Origin of the sequence: Streptomyces sp. NPDC090045, from assembly GCF_044747975.1 — a bacterium.
Lineage (GTDB): Bacteria > Actinomycetota > Actinomycetes > Streptomycetales > Streptomycetaceae > Streptomyces.
Map to the genome: position 1 here is coordinate 58,549 of NZ_JBIVFA010000016.1, position 16,796 is coordinate 75,344.

13 protein-coding genes are annotated in these 16,796 nt (G+C 71.4%); 7 read left to right on the forward strand and 6 right to left on the reverse strand.

Annotated elements, in window-relative coordinates; translation table 11 throughout:
* The first annotated feature begins 77 nt into the window (after window positions 1–77).
* Together ACIPYQ_RS33250 and ACIPYQ_RS33255 are read left to right on the forward strand one after the other, a co-directional pair.
* Window positions 78–863: a class I SAM-dependent methyltransferase gene (locus ACIPYQ_RS33250; RefSeq protein ID WP_401257808.1), complete on the forward strand. Its 786-nt coding sequence runs from the start codon at window positions 78–80 to the stop codon at window positions 861–863.
* 66 nt (window positions 864–929) lie between these two features.
* Window positions 930–1,298, forward strand: a complete 369-nt coding sequence (locus ACIPYQ_RS33255; protein ID WP_361769464.1) for a cupin domain-containing protein — start codon at window positions 930–932, stop codon at window positions 1,296–1,298.
* 57 nt (window positions 1,299–1,355) lie between these two features.
* On the opposite strand, the gene ACIPYQ_RS33260 is transcribed toward ACIPYQ_RS33255, so the two are convergent.
* The 3 genes from ACIPYQ_RS33260 to ACIPYQ_RS33270 form a co-directional block, all read right to left on the reverse strand.
* Window positions 1,356–2,651: an MFS transporter gene (locus tag ACIPYQ_RS33260; protein WP_401257809.1), complete on the reverse strand. Its 1,296-nt coding sequence runs from the start codon at window positions 2,649–2,651 to the stop codon at window positions 1,356–1,358.
* A 156-nt stretch (window positions 2,652–2,807) separates the two neighbouring features.
* On the reverse strand, window positions 2,808–3,371 hold the full coding sequence (locus tag ACIPYQ_RS33265) for a methylated-DNA--[protein]-cysteine S-methyltransferase (protein ID WP_401257810.1): 564 nt from the start codon (window positions 3,369–3,371) through the stop codon (window positions 2,808–2,810).
* 123 nt (window positions 3,372–3,494) lie between these two features.
* Complete coding sequence (locus ACIPYQ_RS33270) at window positions 3,495–4,403, reverse strand: glycerophosphodiester phosphodiesterase family protein (RefSeq protein ID WP_362238325.1); 909 nt, start codon at window positions 4,401–4,403, stop codon at window positions 3,495–3,497.
* 233 nt (window positions 4,404–4,636) lie between these two features.
* Here ACIPYQ_RS33270 and uvrB point away from each other — a divergent pair, with 233 nt between their 5' ends.
* The 4 genes from uvrB (at window position 4,637) to ACIPYQ_RS33290 (ending at window position 10,722) form a co-directional block, all read left to right on the forward strand.
* Window positions 4,637–6,793, forward strand: coding sequence for an excinuclease ABC subunit UvrB (uvrB, locus tag ACIPYQ_RS33275; protein ID WP_401257811.1), 2,157 nt, complete (start codon window positions 4,637–4,639; stop codon window positions 6,791–6,793).
* Between the two features lie 88 nt (window positions 6,794–6,881).
* Window positions 6,882–7,460 carry a TerD family protein gene (locus ACIPYQ_RS33280; protein ID WP_030762430.1) on the forward strand — a complete coding sequence of 193 codons (579 nt, stop codon included), beginning with the start codon at window positions 6,882–6,884 and terminating at the stop codon, window positions 7,458–7,460.
* A 57-nt stretch (window positions 7,461–7,517) separates the two neighbouring features.
* Window positions 7,518–9,500 carry a TerD family protein gene (locus tag ACIPYQ_RS33285; protein WP_401257812.1) on the forward strand — a complete coding sequence of 661 codons (1,983 nt, stop codon included), beginning with the start codon at window positions 7,518–7,520 and terminating at the stop codon, window positions 9,498–9,500.
* Window positions 9,501–9,738: 238 nt separating this feature from the next.
* Window positions 9,739–10,722 (forward strand): TerC/Alx family metal homeostasis membrane protein, encoded by a 984-nt coding sequence (locus tag ACIPYQ_RS33290; RefSeq protein ID WP_361769452.1) that lies wholly within the window; start codon window positions 9,739–9,741, stop codon window positions 10,720–10,722.
* Window positions 10,723–10,728: 6 nt separating this feature from the next.
* Here ACIPYQ_RS33290 and ACIPYQ_RS33295 read toward each other — a convergent pair whose 3' ends face one another.
* The 3 genes from ACIPYQ_RS33295 to ACIPYQ_RS33305 all read right to left on the reverse strand — a co-directional run bounded on the left by ACIPYQ_RS33295 (window position 10,729) and on the right by ACIPYQ_RS33305 (window position 13,623).
* Window positions 10,729–12,054 (reverse strand): MFS transporter, encoded by a 1,326-nt coding sequence (locus ACIPYQ_RS33295; RefSeq protein WP_401257919.1) that lies wholly within the window; start codon window positions 12,052–12,054, stop codon window positions 10,729–10,731.
* Between the two features lie 210 nt (window positions 12,055–12,264).
* On the reverse strand, window positions 12,265–12,921 hold the full coding sequence (locus ACIPYQ_RS33300; RefSeq protein ID WP_401257813.1) for an MBL fold metallo-hydrolase: 657 nt from the start codon (window positions 12,919–12,921) through the stop codon (window positions 12,265–12,267).
* A 9-nt stretch (window positions 12,922–12,930) separates the two neighbouring features.
* Window positions 12,931–13,623 carry a maleylpyruvate isomerase family mycothiol-dependent enzyme gene (locus tag ACIPYQ_RS33305; RefSeq protein WP_401257814.1) on the reverse strand — a complete coding sequence of 231 codons (693 nt, stop codon included), beginning with the start codon at window positions 13,621–13,623 and terminating at the stop codon, window positions 12,931–12,933.
* A 185-nt stretch (window positions 13,624–13,808) separates the two neighbouring features.
* Here ACIPYQ_RS33305 and uvrA point away from each other — a divergent pair, with 185 nt between their 5' ends.
* Window positions 13,809–16,790: an excinuclease ABC subunit UvrA gene (gene uvrA / locus ACIPYQ_RS33310; protein WP_401257815.1), complete on the forward strand. Its 2,982-nt coding sequence runs from the start codon at window positions 13,809–13,811 to the stop codon at window positions 16,788–16,790.
* Window positions 16,791–16,796 lie beyond the last annotated feature (6 nt).

Sequence of the window (16,796 nt, forward strand, 5' to 3'; positions counted from 1 at the left end):
CATCCATGGCACGGGATCAGCGTCCCCAAACGCACTCCAGCCACACCCGCCCCAACCTGTCCGAGTAGCGTTCCCCCATGGACACGCGCGGGTTCTACGACGAGTTGGCCGACCGCTACGACCTCATCTACGCGGACTGGGACGCCTCGGTCACCCGGCAGGGCCGCGCCCTCGGCGCCCTCCTCACGACCGCGCTGGGCACCGGACCGCACACCGTCCTCGACAACGCCTGCGGCATCGGCACCCAGGCCCTGGGCCTCGCGGCCCTGGGTCACCGGGTCACCGGGACCGACCTGAGCCCCGCCTCCGTGGCCCGCGCCGCGAGGGAGGCCGCCGGCCGGGGACTCGACCTGCCCGTCGCGGCCGCCGACATGCGGGCGCTGCCCTTCGAGGACGCCTCCTTCGACGCCGTGGTCTGCGCCGACAACGCGCTGCCGCACCTGCTCACCGCTCAGGACGTGCGTGCCGCGCTGGCCGAAACCCGGCGGGTCCTGCGCCCCGGCGGACTGCTGCTGCTCTCCACCCGCCCGTACGACGAACTGCTCCGGGCCCGCCCGCAGAGCGAGGCCCCGCGCGTCCGCACCGGCCCCGACGGGCGGACCGTCACCTTCCAGCTGTGGCACTGGCACGCCGACGGGGAACGCTACGACCTGGAGCTCTTCCAGCTGCTGCCCACTGCCGACACGTGGACCACACGGACGTCGAGCGCGACGTACTGGGCGCTGCCGCGGGAGCGGACCGCCGGGTTCGCCCGGGAGGCCGGCCTGGGCGAGACGGTCTGGCACGCACCGGCGGACACCGGGTTCCCCCAGCCGGTCCTCACCGCCCGGCGCCCCGGTCCGACTGGACAGGCTGACGCGTAGGCGGGGCCGTTCCTGGACGCTGTGGTCACCGCGCCGTACGGGCGGGCCGGACTAGGCTGGCGCGCCATGAGCACCAGTGATCACTCCGCCGCCCCCGCCTCCTTCTCCGTGTCCGTCGCGGACGTGGAACTGGAGCCCGAGGACCTCGACCCCGCCCAGATCGTCTCCGGGGAGCCCGTCGTGACGGGCAAGGTGCTCTGGGAGTCGCCGGACGGCAGCCAGGTGCGCGGGATCTGGCAGATCACCCCGGGCGTGGTCACCGACACCGAGGCCAACGAGCTGTTCGTGGTGGTGAGCGGCCGCGCCACCGTGGAGGTCGAGGGCGGCGAGACCCTTGAGGTGGGCCCCGGCTCCGCCTGCGTCCTGCGGGAGGGCGACAAGACGACCTGGACGGTGCACGAGACGCTCCGCAAGGCCTACCACATCAGCTACTGACGCCCTTCAGGCACTGACGCCCTTCAGGCACTGACGCCCTTCAGGCACTGAGGCCCTTCAGCCACCGACACCCTTCGCGGCGACCGGGTGGCGGCGCGCGGTGAACAGGGCGAGCGCCGCCATCGGCAGCAGCAGCGCGGCGCCGACGGCGTTCAGCCAGCCGTAGCCCGCCTGGGACATGACCAGGCCGGCGGCCGCGCCGCCCACCCCCGCGGCCGCGTTCATCGTGAGGTCGCTCAGGCCCTGTACGGCGGCCCGCGCGGGCTGCGGCACCGAGTCGGTCAGCAGGGCCGAGCCGGACACCATCCCGGCGGACCAGCCGAGCCCGAGCAGGAACAGCCCGAGCGTGGTCCGGCCGTGGCTGGGCCCGGCCGTCCCGGCGAGCAGCGCGGCGACCGACAGGAGCCCGGCGGCCAGGCCGATCACGGACAGCCGTCCGAGCCGGTCCGCGAGCCACCCCATCAGCGGGGAGAAGGCGAACATGCCCGCGATGTGAATGCTGATGACCAGCCCGATGAGCTCCAGGCCGGCGCCGTGGTGGCCCAGGTCCATCGGGGTCATCACCATGATCGAGACCATGACGGTGTGCGACACGGCGACGGTGACGAGTGCGAGCCGGGCCCGCGGGGAGGCCTTGACGGCGGCGAATCCGGCGCGCAGCGAGCGGCCCTCGCGGGTCTGCTCCGCCGGCGCGGCGAGCGCCCGGGCCGTCAGCAGCGGGTCGGGGCGCAGGAGTACGCCGATCAGCGTGCCGGTGAGCAGGAAGACGACGGCGGCCCACACGAAGGGGCCCGCCGTCTCGGGTATCGCGGTCCCGGCGAAGCTGCGGCTGGCCGGCGCGGACAGGTTGGGGCCGAGCACCGCGCCGAGGGTGGACGCCCACACGACGACGGAGATCGCCCGGGCCCGGCGGTCCGGGGCGGCGAGGTCCGCGGCGGCGAACCGGGCCTGCAGGTTGGCGGAGGAGGCGGCGCCGAAGGCGGCCATGCCGAGGAGCAGCAGCGGGAAGTTGCCGATGGTGGCGGCGAGGACGACGATTCCCGCTCCGACGGCGCCGATCGCGTAGGCGAGGACCAGGCCGGGGCGGCGGCCGCGCGCGGTCATCAGGGCGGCGAGCGGCAGCGAGACCAGGGCGGTGCCGATCACCGCGGCGGTGGAGGCGAGGCCGGACATGGCCTCGGTGCCGCTGATCTCGGTGGCGAGCACGGGGGCCAGGGCGATGCTGATGGGCACGCCGAGGCCGCCGAGGATCTGGCCGGCGATGAGGACCCAGGAGGTGCGCCGCTGCAGCCGGGCCACGTCCGGCAGGCCGAGCGGCGGAGCGGGCCGGTCCGTACCGGGGGAGGCCGTCATGCCGCACCCCGCTCGCGCGGGTGCGTGACGCGGGGCCCGGAGGGCGCGGTGAAGCCGGGTGCGGCGGCAGCAGTAGTCACCGCCGCAGTGTGCCACCCCTTACCGTCGGGCGGAACCGTCCCCGCGTACCGGCCGGCACGCGGGACAGGGCCGCGCTCAGAACAGCGGCTGCGGGAGGACGCCCTCCAGCGCGAGCAGCTGCCGCTTGGTCTCCACCCCGCCGCCGAACCCCCCGATGCCCCCGTCGTTCTCCACGACCCGGTGGCAGGCCACCACCAGCGGCAGCGGATTCGAGCCCATGGCGTTGCCCACGGCCTGGGCGGCGCCGGGCTGTCCGGCGCGGGCGGCCAGTTCCCCGTAGCCCACGACCGATCCGTACGGCACGGAACGGTCCAGCTCCTGGAGCACCTGCCGGTTGAAACCGGAGCTGAGGCGCCAGTCCAGCGGCAGCTCGAAGCGCCGCAGCGTGCCGGCGAAGTACGCCTTGAGCTGGCGTATGGGCTCGGCCAGCAGCACCTCCTCGCCCGGCGCCGGCCGCCGGGCGTCGGCGCCCAGCCGGGAGACGAGCGGGCCGATCATCTTCTCGACCCGGTCCGGGGCGGCATGGAACTCGACCCGGACCAGACCCTCCGGGGTCGCGGCCAGGAGCAGGGGACCGATGTCGCTGGCGACGACGGTCCATTCGAGGTGCGGCCCGCGGGGCCGCTCGGAGGTGTCCACCCGTCCACCGTACGGCTCGCCTCCGACAACACCGGCCGCTTCGGCCACACCACCCGCGGGACCCGCGGCGCCCACATCACCCGCGGCACCTGCGGCACCCGCGCCGGCCACGGCCCTGCGGGCTCAGAACCCGCCCACCGCCTCCTGCACCACGTCCGGGGCGTTGGTGATGATCCCGTCCACGCCCATGTCCTGGACCTTCCGGGCGGTCGCAGCGTCGTCCACGATCCAGGTGTCCACCTCCATGGCCTTGCCGTGGGCCCCGAGCAGGCCGTGCACCGCCGCGACCCAGTCGGCCGAGATCGTGGTGTGCCACGGGTTGATCCGGTCGGTGAACTCCGCGTACAACGGCAGGTCCGCCACGGTGGGGGTGCCCAGGAAGGCGGTCACCAGGTCCGGGCGCAGGCGGTGCACGATGCGCACGCAGTCGGCACTGAAGCTCTGCACCACCAGGCGCTGCGTCACGTGCCGCTCGTCGAGCCAGCCGGCCGCCTCCAGCACCTTCAGGGTCTGCTCCTCGATCCCCGGGTAGAGCTCCGGCTTCTTGATCTCCAGCAGCAGTTTCTGCTGGTTGCGCTGCACCCGGTTGAGGTACTGGCGCAGGGTCGGCACGCGGGCGCCCGCGTACTCCTCGCCGAACCAGCTGCCCGCGTCCAGCCGGGCGATCTCGGCCGCCGTGAAGTCCTTGACCTTCCAGGGGGAGCGGCCCGGGAACACCTGCTCGACGTTGGTGGTCCGGGTCAGGGTGTCGTCGTGGATCACCACCAGCTCGCCGTCCCTGGTGCGCTGCACGTCGTTCTCGACCCAGTCGAAGCCCAGGCGCATCGCCAGGTCGATCGCGGCCAGGGTGTTCTCCGGGGCGTACGCCGAAGCCCCCCGGTGGGCGTACACGACAGGCTCCCCCAGAGCTGCCCGGCCGGTGGCGGATCCGGGGCCGGTGGCGGCGTACGAGGCCGTCCCGCCCAGCAACGTGAGGGTGAGGCCCAGGAACGCGGCGGCGGCCGCGGCGGCGGGTCGGACTCGGACGTACATGTGCGTTCTCCTCGGGTCGTGAGCCCTGTTCCTGCGTCAGACGGGTGCGGAGCGGCAGACGTTGTGGCGATGCACTTCACGGCGATCATGGGGTTGAAGATCACCGAGCCGCCACCGAACTACGACAAACGGACCAGAACGAATGACGGGCCCCCGGGCGTCCGGAGCCGTCGGAGCACGCCGCGGACCGGCGCGGATGCGTGAGTGTCAGTGGGGGGTCGTACGGTTGACTCATGCGGCCCGTATCGAAGATCGAACGCACGGTGGCGCCTTTCGAGGTCGTCAGCCCCTACCAGCCCAGCGGCGACCAGCCGGCGGCCATCGCCGACCTGGAGAAGCGCATCCGTGCAGGTGAGAAGGATGTCGTCCTGCTGGGTGCGACCGGCACCGGCAAGTCGGCGACCACCGCCTGGATGATCGAGAAGCTTCAGCGCCCCACCCTGGTCATGGCGCCGAACAAGACGCTCGCCGCCCAGCTGGCGAACGAGTTCCGCGAGCTCCTGCCGAACAACGCCGTCGAGTACTTCGTCTCGTACTACGACTACTACCAGCCCGAGGCGTACGTCCCGCAGTCGGACACGTACATCGAGAAGGACTCCTCGATCAACGAGGAGGTGGAGCGGCTGCGCCACTCCGCGACCAACTCGCTGCTGACCCGGCGCGACGTGATCGTCGTCGCCTCCGTGTCCTGCATCTACGGCCTCGGCACCCCGCAGGAGTACGTCGACCGGATGGTCTCCCTCAAGGTCGGCGAGGAGATCGACCGGGACCAGCTGCTGCGCCGCTTCGTCGACATCCAGTACACGCGCAACGACGTGGCCTTCACCCGCGGCACCTTCCGGGTCCGCGGCGACACCATCGAGATCTTCCCGGTCTACGAGGAACTGGCCGTCCGCATCGAGATGTTCGGCGACGAGATCGAGGCCCTCTCCACCCTCCACCCGCTGACCGGCGAGGTCATCAGCGAGGACCGCGAGCTGTACGTCTTCCCCGCCAGCCACTACGTCGCCGGCCCCGAGCGCATGGAGAAGGCGATCAACGGCATCGAGGCGGAGCTGGCCGAGCGCCTCGCCGAGCTGGAGAAGCAGGGCAAGATGCTGGAGGCGCAGCGGCTGCGCATGCGCACCACGTACGACCTGGAGATGATGCGGCAGATCGGGTCCTGCTCCGGCATCGAGAACTACTCGCTCCACATGGACGACCGCGAGCGCGGCTCCGCCCCGAACACCCTCATCGACTACTTCCCGGAGGACTTCCTCCTGGTCATCGACGAGTCGCACGTGACCGTGCCGCAGATCGGCGCCATGTACGAGGGCGACGCCTCCCGCAAGCGGACCCTGGTCGACCACGGCTTCCGGCTGCCGTCCGCCCTCGACAACCGGCCGCTGAAGTGGGAGGAGTTCCAGGGGCGCATCGGCCAGACCGTCTACCTGTCGGCGACCCCCGGAAAGTACGAGCTCTCGCGCGGCGACGGCTTCGTCGAGCAGATCATCCGCCCCACCGGCCTCATCGACCCGGAGGTCGTGGTCAAGCCCACCGAGGGGCAGATCGACGACCTGGTCCACGAGATCCGGCAGCGGGTGGAGAAGGACGAGCGGATCCTGGTCACCACCCTCACCAAGAAGATGGCCGAGGACCTCACGGACTACTTCCTGGAGCTCGGCATCCAGGTCCGCTACCTGCACAGCGACGTGGACACCCTGCGCCGCATCGAGCTGCTGCGCGAGCTGCGGGCCGGCGAGTACGACGTCCTGGTCGGCATCAACCTGCTGCGCGAGGGCCTCGACCTGCCCGAGGTGTCCCTGGTGGCGATCCTCGATGCCGACAAGGAGGGCTTCCTGCGTTCCGGGACCTCCCTGATCCAGACCATCGGCCGCGCGGCGCGCAACGTCTCGGGCCAGGTCCACATGTACGCGGACAAGATGACCCCGGCGATGGAGAAGGCCATCGACGAGACCAACCGGCGCCGGGAGAAGCAGATCGCCTACAACACGGCGAACGGCATCGACCCGCAGCCGCTGCGCAAGAAGATCAACGACATCGTCGCGACGATCGCCCGCGAGGAACTCGACACCGAGGAGCTCCTCGGCACCGGATACCGGCAGGCGAAGGACGGCAAGGGGGCCAAGGCTCCGGTGCCGGCGCTCGGCGGCCGGGCCGCCCAGGGCAAGGCGGGCGGCAAGGGCGCGAAGGGGGCCAAGGGCGGCAAGGGCGCCGAGGTGCTCACCGACCGGCCCGCCGAAGAGCTGGCCGCGCTCATCGAGCAGATGACCGAGCGCATGCGCGGGGCGGCCGCGGAGCTGCAGTTCGAGGTCGCGGCCCGGATCCGGGACGAGGTGGGCGAGCTGAAGAAGGAGTTGCGTCAGATGAAGGAAGCGGGCCTCGCCTGACCCGGAGCGGGTCAGTAGGGTTGAATCACAGCCGCAGGTACACCCTGCGCGCCCGTTAATGGGGCGGGCCATGGAGAGGGGACAGCTCGTGACGGTCAATATGACCAAGGGTCAGGCCATCAGTCTGCAGAAGGCGGACGGGGGCACGCTGACCGCGGTCCGGATGGGCCTCGGCTGGCAGGCGGCGAAGCGCCGCGGACTGTTCGGTTCGCGGACGCGGGAGATCGACCTCGACGCGTCGGCGGTGCTCTTCGCCGACAAGCAGCCGGTGGACGTCGTGTTCTTCCGTCACCTCCAGAGCGACGACGGCTCGGTGCGCCACACCGGCGACAACCTCGTCGGCGGCGTCGGCCAGGGCGGGGACGACGAGGCGATCCTCGTCGACCTCCAGCGCGTGCCGGTCCACATCGACCAGATCGTCTTCACGGTGAACTCCTTCACCGGCCAGACGTTCCAGGAGGTGCAGAACGCGTTCTGCCGCATCGTCGACGAGACCAACGGCCAGGAGCTGGCCCGCTACACCCTCGACGGCGGCGGTCAGTACACCGCGCAGATCATGGCGAAGGTGTCCCGCGCGGGCGCCGGCTGGCAGATGACGGCCCTCGGAAACCCGGCCAACGGCCGCACCTTCCAGGACCTCATGCCGGCGATCCTGCCGCACCTGTAAGAAGTACCGGCAGAGAAGAAGGCACGAGAGAACAAGGCACGGGGGAGGGGCTGCACGATGACGGCCGAACTGGTCCGGGGGCAGAACCACCCCGTGTCCCACAGCCGGGTGGAGATCAGGGTCTCGGCGGGCACACCCGTGCTCGCCCTGGCCTCGCTCGCCGACGAACAGGGCCGGTTCGCCGGCGACGCGGTGCTGGCCCATCCGGGGGCCAGGTCCCTCCCCGGCGTGCAGGCGCCCGGGGAGCTCGCCGACCGGCACACCTTCGCCGTCGACCTCGACGCCGTCGCGGCGGAGGTCCACCGGGTCGGCGTGCTGCTCGTGCTGCCGCCCGGCGGCCCGGCACGCTTCGGCTCCGTCCCGGCCTCCTACGTGGCCGTGGCCGACCCGGCGGGCGGCGAGCTCGCCGGCTACACCCTGACCGGGCTGGAGGCCGAGACCGCCGTGGTCGCCCTGGAGCTGTACCGGCGCCAGGGCGCCTGGAAGGTCCGCGCCGTGGGCCAGGGCTACGCCGACGGCCTCGGCGCCCTGCTGACCGACGGCGGACTCCCCGCGGCGGACGCCGCCGCGCTGGCCGCCGCCGCGCTGCGCACGGCAGCCCCGGCCGCGCAGGGCGAGGGCACGCTCGCGGCCCTGCGGACCCTGGCCGGCGACCTGCGCGCCCCGCGGAACCCGGCCCAGAACGCGACTCAGGGCCCCGCGGCCACCCCCGAGCCGACCGATCAGATCCCCGTCTCCGGGGTCCCGTACGCCGGTACGCCCGGGCCCGCGCCCGGCGGTGACACCGGGGGCTCGCCGCCCACGATCAACTACGCCCACCCGCGGCGGCGCCGCACCAGCACGGAGCCGCCCGAGCCGGCGCCGCGGGCCACCGCGCCGCAGGAGCCCGGGCAGCCCCCGCGGCCCGTCGCCGGGGACGCCAGCGGCTGGTCCATGGAGGAGCGGCTCTACAACCAGGTCTGGGGCATGTTCGAGGACCTGGCCCGCACGGTCGCCGCCTACCGCAGCGCCGTCGAGTTCGCCGACAACCGGATGGACCGCGAGCTCGACGAGGCCCTCTCCGACCCGCGCCACCGCCTCGGAGGCTCCGGCAACGCCGCCCGCGACACCGCACGCGCCCGCCGCGAGGAGCTCGTCGCGCAGGCCCGGGCCGTCCTCGACCGGGACCTCGTCCAGCTGATCTCCGAGTCGGAGGTGGTCGAGCCCGCGCTGCCTGCCGCGTACGCCCGCTGGGACAACCCGGTCTGGCACGACCGCCGGGCGACCGCGCCTCCCGAGGAGAACCCGCTCGCCCTGCGCCTCGGCGACCTGTCCCTGCCCGAGCGCCCCGACCTGCGGATCCCCATGCTGATGAGGGTGCCGCTGGAGCGCGGGATCTGGATCGACAACGGCCGTACCGGCTCCGAGGCCGCGATGGCCATGGACACCGACCGGCTGCGCCGGGCCGCCATGGACATGGCCGTCGCGCACGCGGTGCGGCTGCTCGCGGTCCACCCCGGCGACCGGTTCTCCGTCCACGTCATCGACGCGGCCGGTGCGGGCGCCGCCTCCCTGGCGCCCCTCGTCCGCGCCGGGGTGCTGGCCGGGCCGCCCGCCGCCGGGGCCCACGGGGTCACCCAGACGCTGGCGGGGCTGACCCGGCGGGTGGACCTCGTACAGATGGCGCTGCGGGCCGGAGCCCCCGAGGACCTGCCGCCGGACGTGGACACGGCGGAGCAGCTGCTGCTCGTGCACGACTTCCCGCACGGCTTCGACGACCGGGCCGTGACCCAGTTGCGCTACCTCGCCGACGAGGGCCCGGCGGTCGGCGTGCACCTGCTGATGGTCGCCGACCGCGACGAGGCCTCGGCCTACGGGCCGCTCCTCGACCCGCTGTGGCGCTCGCTGATGCGGCTGTCGCCGGTTCCGGACAGCCATCTCGCCGACCCCTGGGTCCACCACGCCTGGACCTTCGAACCGGACCTTCCGCCGCAGGGCAGCCGGGTCCTCGAACAGGCACTGGACAGGGTGGTGGAGGCCCGGCGCACTACCCGCCCGTGACCATCCTTTGGCATTCCCTTTACCTTTCCGGCCCTTGATGGGTATGCTCGTGTGTGCGGAGGGGAGTATTCCTGCTTTCCTGCTACGGCGTACCCGTCAATACGGACCACTGCGGCAATACGAGCGCAGTCGGTCCCGGGGCGCCGGCCCACGGCCTCCAGGCCGCCCGGGTGGAAGAGACCTCCGGCAGCGATGACGCTGACGTAGTCCTGAGCCATCCGCCGGAGGCGTGTTCACCATGGAAGTTTCCTGGGCCCTGTGGGCCGTGACCATTCTCGGTCTGTCCCTCCTCATCGGTGCCGATTTCTTCATCGGCCGCAAGCCGCACGACGTATCGATCAAGGAAGCCGGCACCTGGACGGTCGTCTGGATCGTCCTCGCCGCACTCTTCGGCCTCGGCCTCTGGTTCTTCGGCACCCCCCAGGCGTCCCAGGAGTTCTTCGCGGGCTTCATCACCGAGAAGTCCCTGAGCGTCGACAACCTCTTCGTCTTCGTCCTGATCATGGCGAAGTTCGCGGTGCCCTCCCACCTCCAGCAGCGCGTGCTGCTCATCGGCGTACTGATCGCCCTGGTCCTGCGCGCGGTCTTCATCGCCGCCGGCGCCGCGATCATCGCCAGCTTCAGCTGGGTCTTCTACATCTTCGGCGCGTTCCTGATCTACACCGCGTGGAAGCTGATCCAGGAGGCCCGCAAGGACGAGGACGACGAGGAGTTCGAGGAGAACCGCCTCCTCAAGTCCGTCGAGAAGAAGTTCGGCGTCGCCGACCAGTACCACGGCACCAAGCTCTTCATCGTCAACAACGGCAAGCGCGTGCTGACCCCGCTGATGGTCGTCATGCTCGCGATCGGCACCACCGACGTGCTGTTCGCCCTGGACTCCATCCCGGCGATCTTCGGTCTCACCCAGGACCCGTACATCGTCTTCACGGCCAACGCCTTCGCCCTGATGGGCCTGCGCCAGCTGTACTTCCTCATCGGCGGCCTTCTGAAGAAGCTGGTCCACCTCAGCTACGGCCTGTCGATCATCCTCGGCTTCATCGGCATCAAGCTGGTGCTGCACGCCCTGCACGAGAACGGGGTGCACGTCCCGGTGATCTCGATCCCGGTCTCCCTCGGCGTCATCTGCGGTGTCCTGATCATCACCACGATCACCAGCCTGATGGCCTCGAAGAAGCAGGCGGCGGCCGAGGCCGCCGCCCGCCAGGAGAGCATCGACGCGTAACCGGAGCTACGGAGCTACACGGGGGGCGGCCGCTTCGGCCGCCCCCGTTTCCGTTCCCCTGCCGGCGCCCGACCGCGCCCGTACGACCAGCGGACTGGTCTCCGGCAGCAGCGCGAAGCAGCCCAGGCTGACCAGGGCGATCCCGGTCAGGTACACCGCGACGCCCCACGGCGGACCCGAGCCGTCCGCCAGCGCCGTCGCCACGATCGGGGTCAGCGCCCCGCCCAGGACGCCGCCCAGGTTGTAGCCGACGGCCGCGCCCGTGCAGCGGATCCGCGGGGCGTACAGCTCCGGCAGGTACGCCCCCACCACCGCGAACATCGTCACCATGCCCAGCAGCGCCCCCGCGAAGCCCAGCGTCATCAGCAGCGGGTCGGCCGTGCCGAGCAGCGCCACCAGCGGGAACATCAGCAGGGCGCAGGCCGTGCACCCGGCCAGGCACAGCGGCCGGCGGCCGTACCGGTCGCCGAGCATCGCCACCAGCGGGGTCACCAGACCCATCAGCGCGACGGCGCCCATGATGCAGGCCAGCACCACCGTCCGGCCCATCCCGAGGCGCTCGGTGGCGTACGCGAGGGCCCAGGTGGTGACCGTGTAGAAGACGGCGTAGGCCACGGCGAGGGCCCCGCCGGTCAGCAGGAGCAGCCGCCAGTGGCTCCGGAACACCTCGGCCAGCGGGGCCTCGGCCCGCCGCCCGGTCTCGGCCAGCGCCTTGAACTGCGGGGTCTCCTCCACCGAGCGGCGCAGCCACAGCCCGGCCAGGGCCAGCAGCCCCGCGGCCCAGAACGGCACCCGCCACCCCCACGAGGTGAACTGCGCATCGCTGAGGGACGCGGACAGCCCCAGCATCAGGCCGTTGGCCATCAAGAAACCCACCGGCGGGCCGATCTGCGGGAAGCTCGACCACAGCCCGCGCCGCTGCTCGGGCGCGTGCTCGGCGGTCAGCAGCACCGCGCCGCCCCACTCGCCGCCGAGCCCCAGACCCTGCAGGAAGCGCAGCAGGAGCAGCAGCACGGGCGCGGCCACGCCGATCGATGCGTACGTGGGCACGCAGCCGACGGCGACCGTGGCGAGGCCGGTCAGGAGCAGGGAGGCAAGGAGCACCGGGCGCCGGCCGTAGCGGTCGCCGATGTGGCCGAAGACCACCGATCCGAGCGGGCGGGCGAGGAAGCCGACGCCGAAGGTGCCGAAGGCGGCGAGGGTCCCGGCGAGCGGCGAGAAGGAGGGGAAGAACAGCGGGCCGAGCACGAGGGCGGCGGCCGTTCCGTACACGAAGAAGTCGTAGAACTCGATCGCGGTCCCGGCGAGCGAGGCCGAGGCGAGCCGCAGCATCCCGGGGCGGGCGGCGTCGTCGGCCTCGGCGGGCCGCACGGCGTCGTGGGTAGGGGAGGCGGGAGAGGGAATGGGGGAGGACGCGAGGGGCGGGGATGGGTCCTGGTGCATGCTGCACCAACTACCCGTTCCCCGCCCCTCGGGACGTGCGTTCGGCCGTCAACGACCGGAAGGAGTGCGTCGCGTACCGAAGTTGACGCGTTGCACTGCCTACCAGCCGCGCTCGCGCCATTCCGCCAGGTGCGGACGCTCCGCGCCGAGCGTGGTGTCGTTGCCGTGGCCGGGGTAGACCCAGGTCTCGTCCGACAGCTGCTCGAAGAGCTTGTGCTGCACGTCGTCGATCAGGCTCGCGAAGGCCTTCGGGTCGCCCTGGGTGTTGCCGACGCCGCCGGGGAAGAGGCAATCGCCGGTGAACACGTGCGCGTGGCCGTGCGGGTCGTCGTAGATCAGGGCGATCGAGCCGGGGGTGTGCCCGACCAGGTGGCGGGCGGTCAGCTTGACCCGCCCGACCTGGATCGTGTCCCCGTCCGCCACGGGCACGTCGGTCGGCACCGGGATGCCCTCGACGTCCTGGGCGCCCGCGTAGGTCCGCGCTCCGGTCGCCGCGACGACCTCCTCGAGCGCGCCCCAGTGGTCGCCGTGCCGGTGGGTGGTGACCACGGACGCGATGCCGTCGTCCCCGATCAGGTTCAGCAGCGTCACCGCCTCGGCGGCCGCGTCGATCAGCAGCTGCTCGTCGGTGGCCCGGCAGCGCAGCAGGTACGCGTTGTTGTTCATGGAGCCCACCGCGACCTTGGAAATCATCAGGTCCGCGAGCTCGTGCACGTCGGCCGGACCGCCGACCTTGACCTCTCCGGTGTACGTCATGTCTTGATCCTAGAGCGGGGGCAGCTCGGGGAGGCCGTCGCCGGCCACGACGGCGAGGTGGGCGCCCTTGAGACCGCGCCCGGCCAGCCAGCCGAGCAGCTCGTCCTTGGGGCCCTCGAGGACCACGGGGGTGCCCTCGGTGCCGCCGGTGTGCCAGACCTCGTCGGGCATGGCCCGCAGCGTGACCGGCGGCACGTCCGGTCGCCCGGACCAGCGGTCGGCGAGGAAGGCGATCTCGCGGTCGGTGAACTCCTCCGGGAGGTGGTGGAGCTCGTAGCCGATGTTCAGGTCGACGTGGTGCAGGTCGACCTCGACCCAGCGGCGGAACGGCACGTTGGCGGCGAGGTCGGTGACGCCGTTGCGCAGCTCGACGGTGCGGGACCAGTCCTGGTCGGGCTCCGTGGTGGCGAGGAAGCGGGCCCCGGAATCACGGAGGTCCGTCAGGTGTTCTTCCAGGGACCGGTCGGCGTCGCTTGCGATGTCGGCGTCGCGCGCGGAGGCGCTCTCGTACATCGGGCGCCCCTCGAAGACGTTCACGAGGGCGTCCGCGTTGCGCGCGAGGTGGGCCAGGATGTGGCCGCGGGTCCAGCCGGGGAGGTGTGACTCCTCGGAAAGCGCTGCGTTGTCCATCTTCGCGACTGCGGTCAGCAGCCGGTCCGTGGCTTCACGTACAGATCGCAGGTCGTGCACATGATCAGTCATGAGACGAGCCTAGTGGTCTGCGGACTTCGGCCACACGATCGGGTGAAGAGGTCTCGGGAGTGCCGTAAATCGAATGTGCGTGCTATACGCTCGAAGTCCAGACTCCATCTCCACCGCAGAGGCGCCCCCCATACCCTGGGACGGGGGCCCGTGCCCCCGCTCTCTCAAGAAAGGTGCGGACCGGCGTGACCGACCGTCTCATCGTTCGTGGCGCTCGCGAGCACAACCTCAAGAACGTCTCGCTCGACCTGCCCCGCGATTCGCTCATCGTCTTCACCGGACTCTCCGGCTCGGGCAAGTCCTCCCTGGCCTTCGACACGATCTTCGCCGAGGGCCAGCGTCGCTACGTCGAGTCGCTCTCGTCGTACGCACGCCAGTTCCTCGGGCAGATGGACAAGCCCGACGTCGACTTCATCGAGGGCCTCTCCCCGGCCGTCTCGATCGACCAGAAGTCGACCTCGCGCAACCCGCGCTCGACCGTGGGCACCATCACCGAGGTCTACGACTACCTCCGCCTCCTCTTCGCCCGCATCGGCAAGCCGCACTGTCCCGAGTGCCGCCGCCCCATCTCGCGCCAGTCGCCGCAGGCGATCGTCGACAAGGTGCTCGCGCTCCCCGAGGGCAGCCGCTTCCAGGTGCTCTCGCCGCTGGTGCGCGAGCGCAAGGGCGAGTTCGTCGACCTCTTCGCCGACCTCCAGACCAAGGGCTACAGCCGGGCGCGGGTGGACGGGGAGACCATCCAGCTCTCCGAGCCGCCCACGCTGAAGAAGCAGGAGAAGCACACCATCGAGGTGGTCATCGACCGCCTCACCGTCAAGGACAGCGCCAAGCGCCGGCTCACCGACTCCGTGGAGACGGCCCTCGGCCTCTCCGGCGGCATGGTGATCCTGGACTTCGTCGACCTCGCCGAGGACGACCCCGAGCGTGAGCGGATGTATTCCGAGCACCTCTACTGTCCCTACGACGACCTCTCCTTCGAGGAGCTGGAGCCGCGCTCCTTCTCCTTCAACTCGCCCTTCGGCGCCTGCCCCGAGTGCACCGGCATCGGCACGCGCATGGAGGTCGACCCCGAGCTGATCATCCCGGACGAGGACAAGTCCCTGGACGAGGGCGCGGTCTCGCCGTGGTCGCTCGGCCACACCAAGGACTACTTCCAGCGGCTGATCGGCGCGCTCGCCGAGGAGCTCGGCTTCCGGACCGACATCGCGTGGGCCGGCCTGCCGGCGCGTGCGAAGAAGGCCCTGCTCTACGGGCACAAGACGCAGATCGAGGTCCGCTACCGCAACCGGTACGGGCGCGAGCGGGCGTACACGACGGCCTTCGAGGGCGCCGTGCCGTTCGTCAAGCGGCGGCACGCGGAGTCGGAGAGCGACGCCAGCCGCGAGCGCTTCGAGGGCTACATGCGCGAGGTGCCCTGCCCGACCTGTGAGGGCACCCGCCTCAAGCCGATCGTGCTCGCGGTGACGGTGATGGAGAAGTCCATCGCCGAGGTCGCCGCCATGTCGATCAGCGAGTGCGCGGACTTCCTGGGACGGCTGCGGCTCGACGCCCGTGACAAGAAGATCGCCGAGCGGGTCCTGAAGGAGGTCAACGAGCGGCTCCGCTTCCTCGTCGACGTAGGCCTCGACTACCTCTCGCTCAACCGGGCCGCCGGCACCCTGTCGGGCGGCGAGGCCCAGCGCATCCGGCTCGCGACGCAGATCGGCTCCGGCCTGGTCGGCGTGCTGTACGTGCTGGACGAGCCCTCCATCGGCCTGCACCAGCGGGACAACCACCGGCTGATCGAGACGCTGGTGCGGCTGCGGGACATGGGCAACACGCTCATCGTGGTCGAGCACGACGAGGACACCATCAAGGTGGCGGACTGGGTCGTGGACATCGGCCCCGGCGCGGGTGAGCACGGCGGCAAGGTGGTGCACAGCGGTTCGCTGAAGGAGCTGCTGAAGAACACCGAGTCGATGACCGGGCAGTACCTGTCGGGCAAGCGCTCCATCGCGATCCCGGACGCGCGCCGGCCCGTGAACGGCGAGCGCAGGCTCACCGTCCACGGCGCCAAGGAGAACAACCTGCGGGACATCGACGTGTCCTTCCCGCTGGGCGTGCTCACGGCCGTGACCGGTGTGTCCGGATCGGGCAAGTCGACGCTGGTCAACGACATCCTCTACACGCACCTGGCGCGCGAGCTGAACGGCGCCCGCTCGGTGCCCGGGCGGCACACCCGGGTGGAGGGCGACGACCTCGTCGACAAGGTGGTCCACGTCGACCAGTCGCCCATCGGCCGGACGCCGCGCTCCAACCCGGCGACGTACACCGGCGTCTTCGACCACGTGCGCAAGCTCTTCGCGGAGACGATGGAGGCGAAGGTGCGCGGCTACCTGCCGGGCCGCTTCTCCTTCAACGTCAAGGGCGGCCGCTGCGAGAACTGCTCCGGCGACGGCACGATCAAGATCGAGATGAACTTCCTGCCGGACGTCTACGTCCCGTGCGAGGTCTGCCACGGCGACCGGTACAACCGGGAGACGCTGGAGGTCCACTACAAGGGCAAGTCCATCGCCGAGGTCCTGAACATGCCGATCGAGGAGGCGCTGGGCTTCTTCGAGGCGGTGCCGACGATCGCGCGTCACCTGAAGACGCTCAACGAGGTCGGGCTGGGCTACGTCCGCCTCGGCCAGTCGGCGCCGACGCTGTCGGGCGGTGAGGCGCAGCGCGTGAAGCTGGCCTCCGAGCTGCAGAAGCGGTCGACGGGGCGGACGGTGTACGTGCTGGACGAGCCGACGACGGGTCTCCACTTCGAGGACATCTCGAAGCTGATCAAGGTGCTGTCGGGGCTGGTGGACAAGGGGAACTCGGTGATCGTCATCGAGCACAACCTCGACGTCATCAAGACCGCGGACTGGGTCATCGACATGGGCCCGGAGGGCGGCTACGGCGGCGGCCTGGTGGTGGCCGAGGGCACGCCGGAGCAGGTGGCGTCGGTGGGGGCCAGCCACACGGGCAAGTTCCTGCGGGACATCCTGGGGGCGGACCGGGTCTCCGACGGGACGCCTCCGGCGCGGGCCGCGGTGAAGAAGGCTCCGGCCAGGAAGACGGCCGCTTCTGGTGCCGCCGCCGCTGCGAAGAAGGCGGCGCCGGCGAAGAAGACGACGGCGCGGGCCCGCAAGGTCTAGCCGCTC

Coding starts and splice junctions, on each gene's coding strand:
- ACIPYQ_RS33250 (WP_401257808.1), top strand. CDS start 78: ATGGACACGCGCGGGTTCTACGACGAGTTGGCCGACCGCTACGACCTC.
- ACIPYQ_RS33255 (WP_361769464.1), top strand. CDS start 930: ATGAGCACCAGTGATCACTCCGCCGCCCCCGCCTCCTTCTCCGTGTCC.
- ACIPYQ_RS33260 (WP_401257809.1), bottom strand. CDS start 2,651: ATGACGGCCTCCCCCGGTACGGACCGGCCCGCTCCGCCGCTCGGCCTG.
- ACIPYQ_RS33270 (WP_362238325.1), bottom strand. CDS start 4,403: ATGTACGTCCGAGTCCGACCCGCCGCCGCGGCCGCCGCCGCGTTCCTG.
- uvrB (WP_401257811.1), top strand. CDS start 4,637: ATGCGGCCCGTATCGAAGATCGAACGCACGGTGGCGCCTTTCGAGGTC.
- ACIPYQ_RS33285 (WP_401257812.1), top strand. CDS start 7,518: ATGACGGCCGAACTGGTCCGGGGGCAGAACCACCCCGTGTCCCACAGC.
- ACIPYQ_RS33290 (WP_361769452.1), top strand. CDS start 9,739: ATGGAAGTTTCCTGGGCCCTGTGGGCCGTGACCATTCTCGGTCTGTCC.
- ACIPYQ_RS33295 (WP_401257919.1), bottom strand. CDS start 12,054: ATGCTGCGGCTCGCCTCGGCCTCGCTCGCCGGGACCGCGATCGAGTTC.
- ACIPYQ_RS33300 (WP_401257813.1), bottom strand. CDS start 12,921: ATGACGTACACCGGAGAGGTCAAGGTCGGCGGTCCGGCCGACGTGCAC.
- ACIPYQ_RS33305 (WP_401257814.1), bottom strand. CDS start 13,623: ATGACTGATCATGTGCACGACCTGCGATCTGTACGTGAAGCCACGGAC.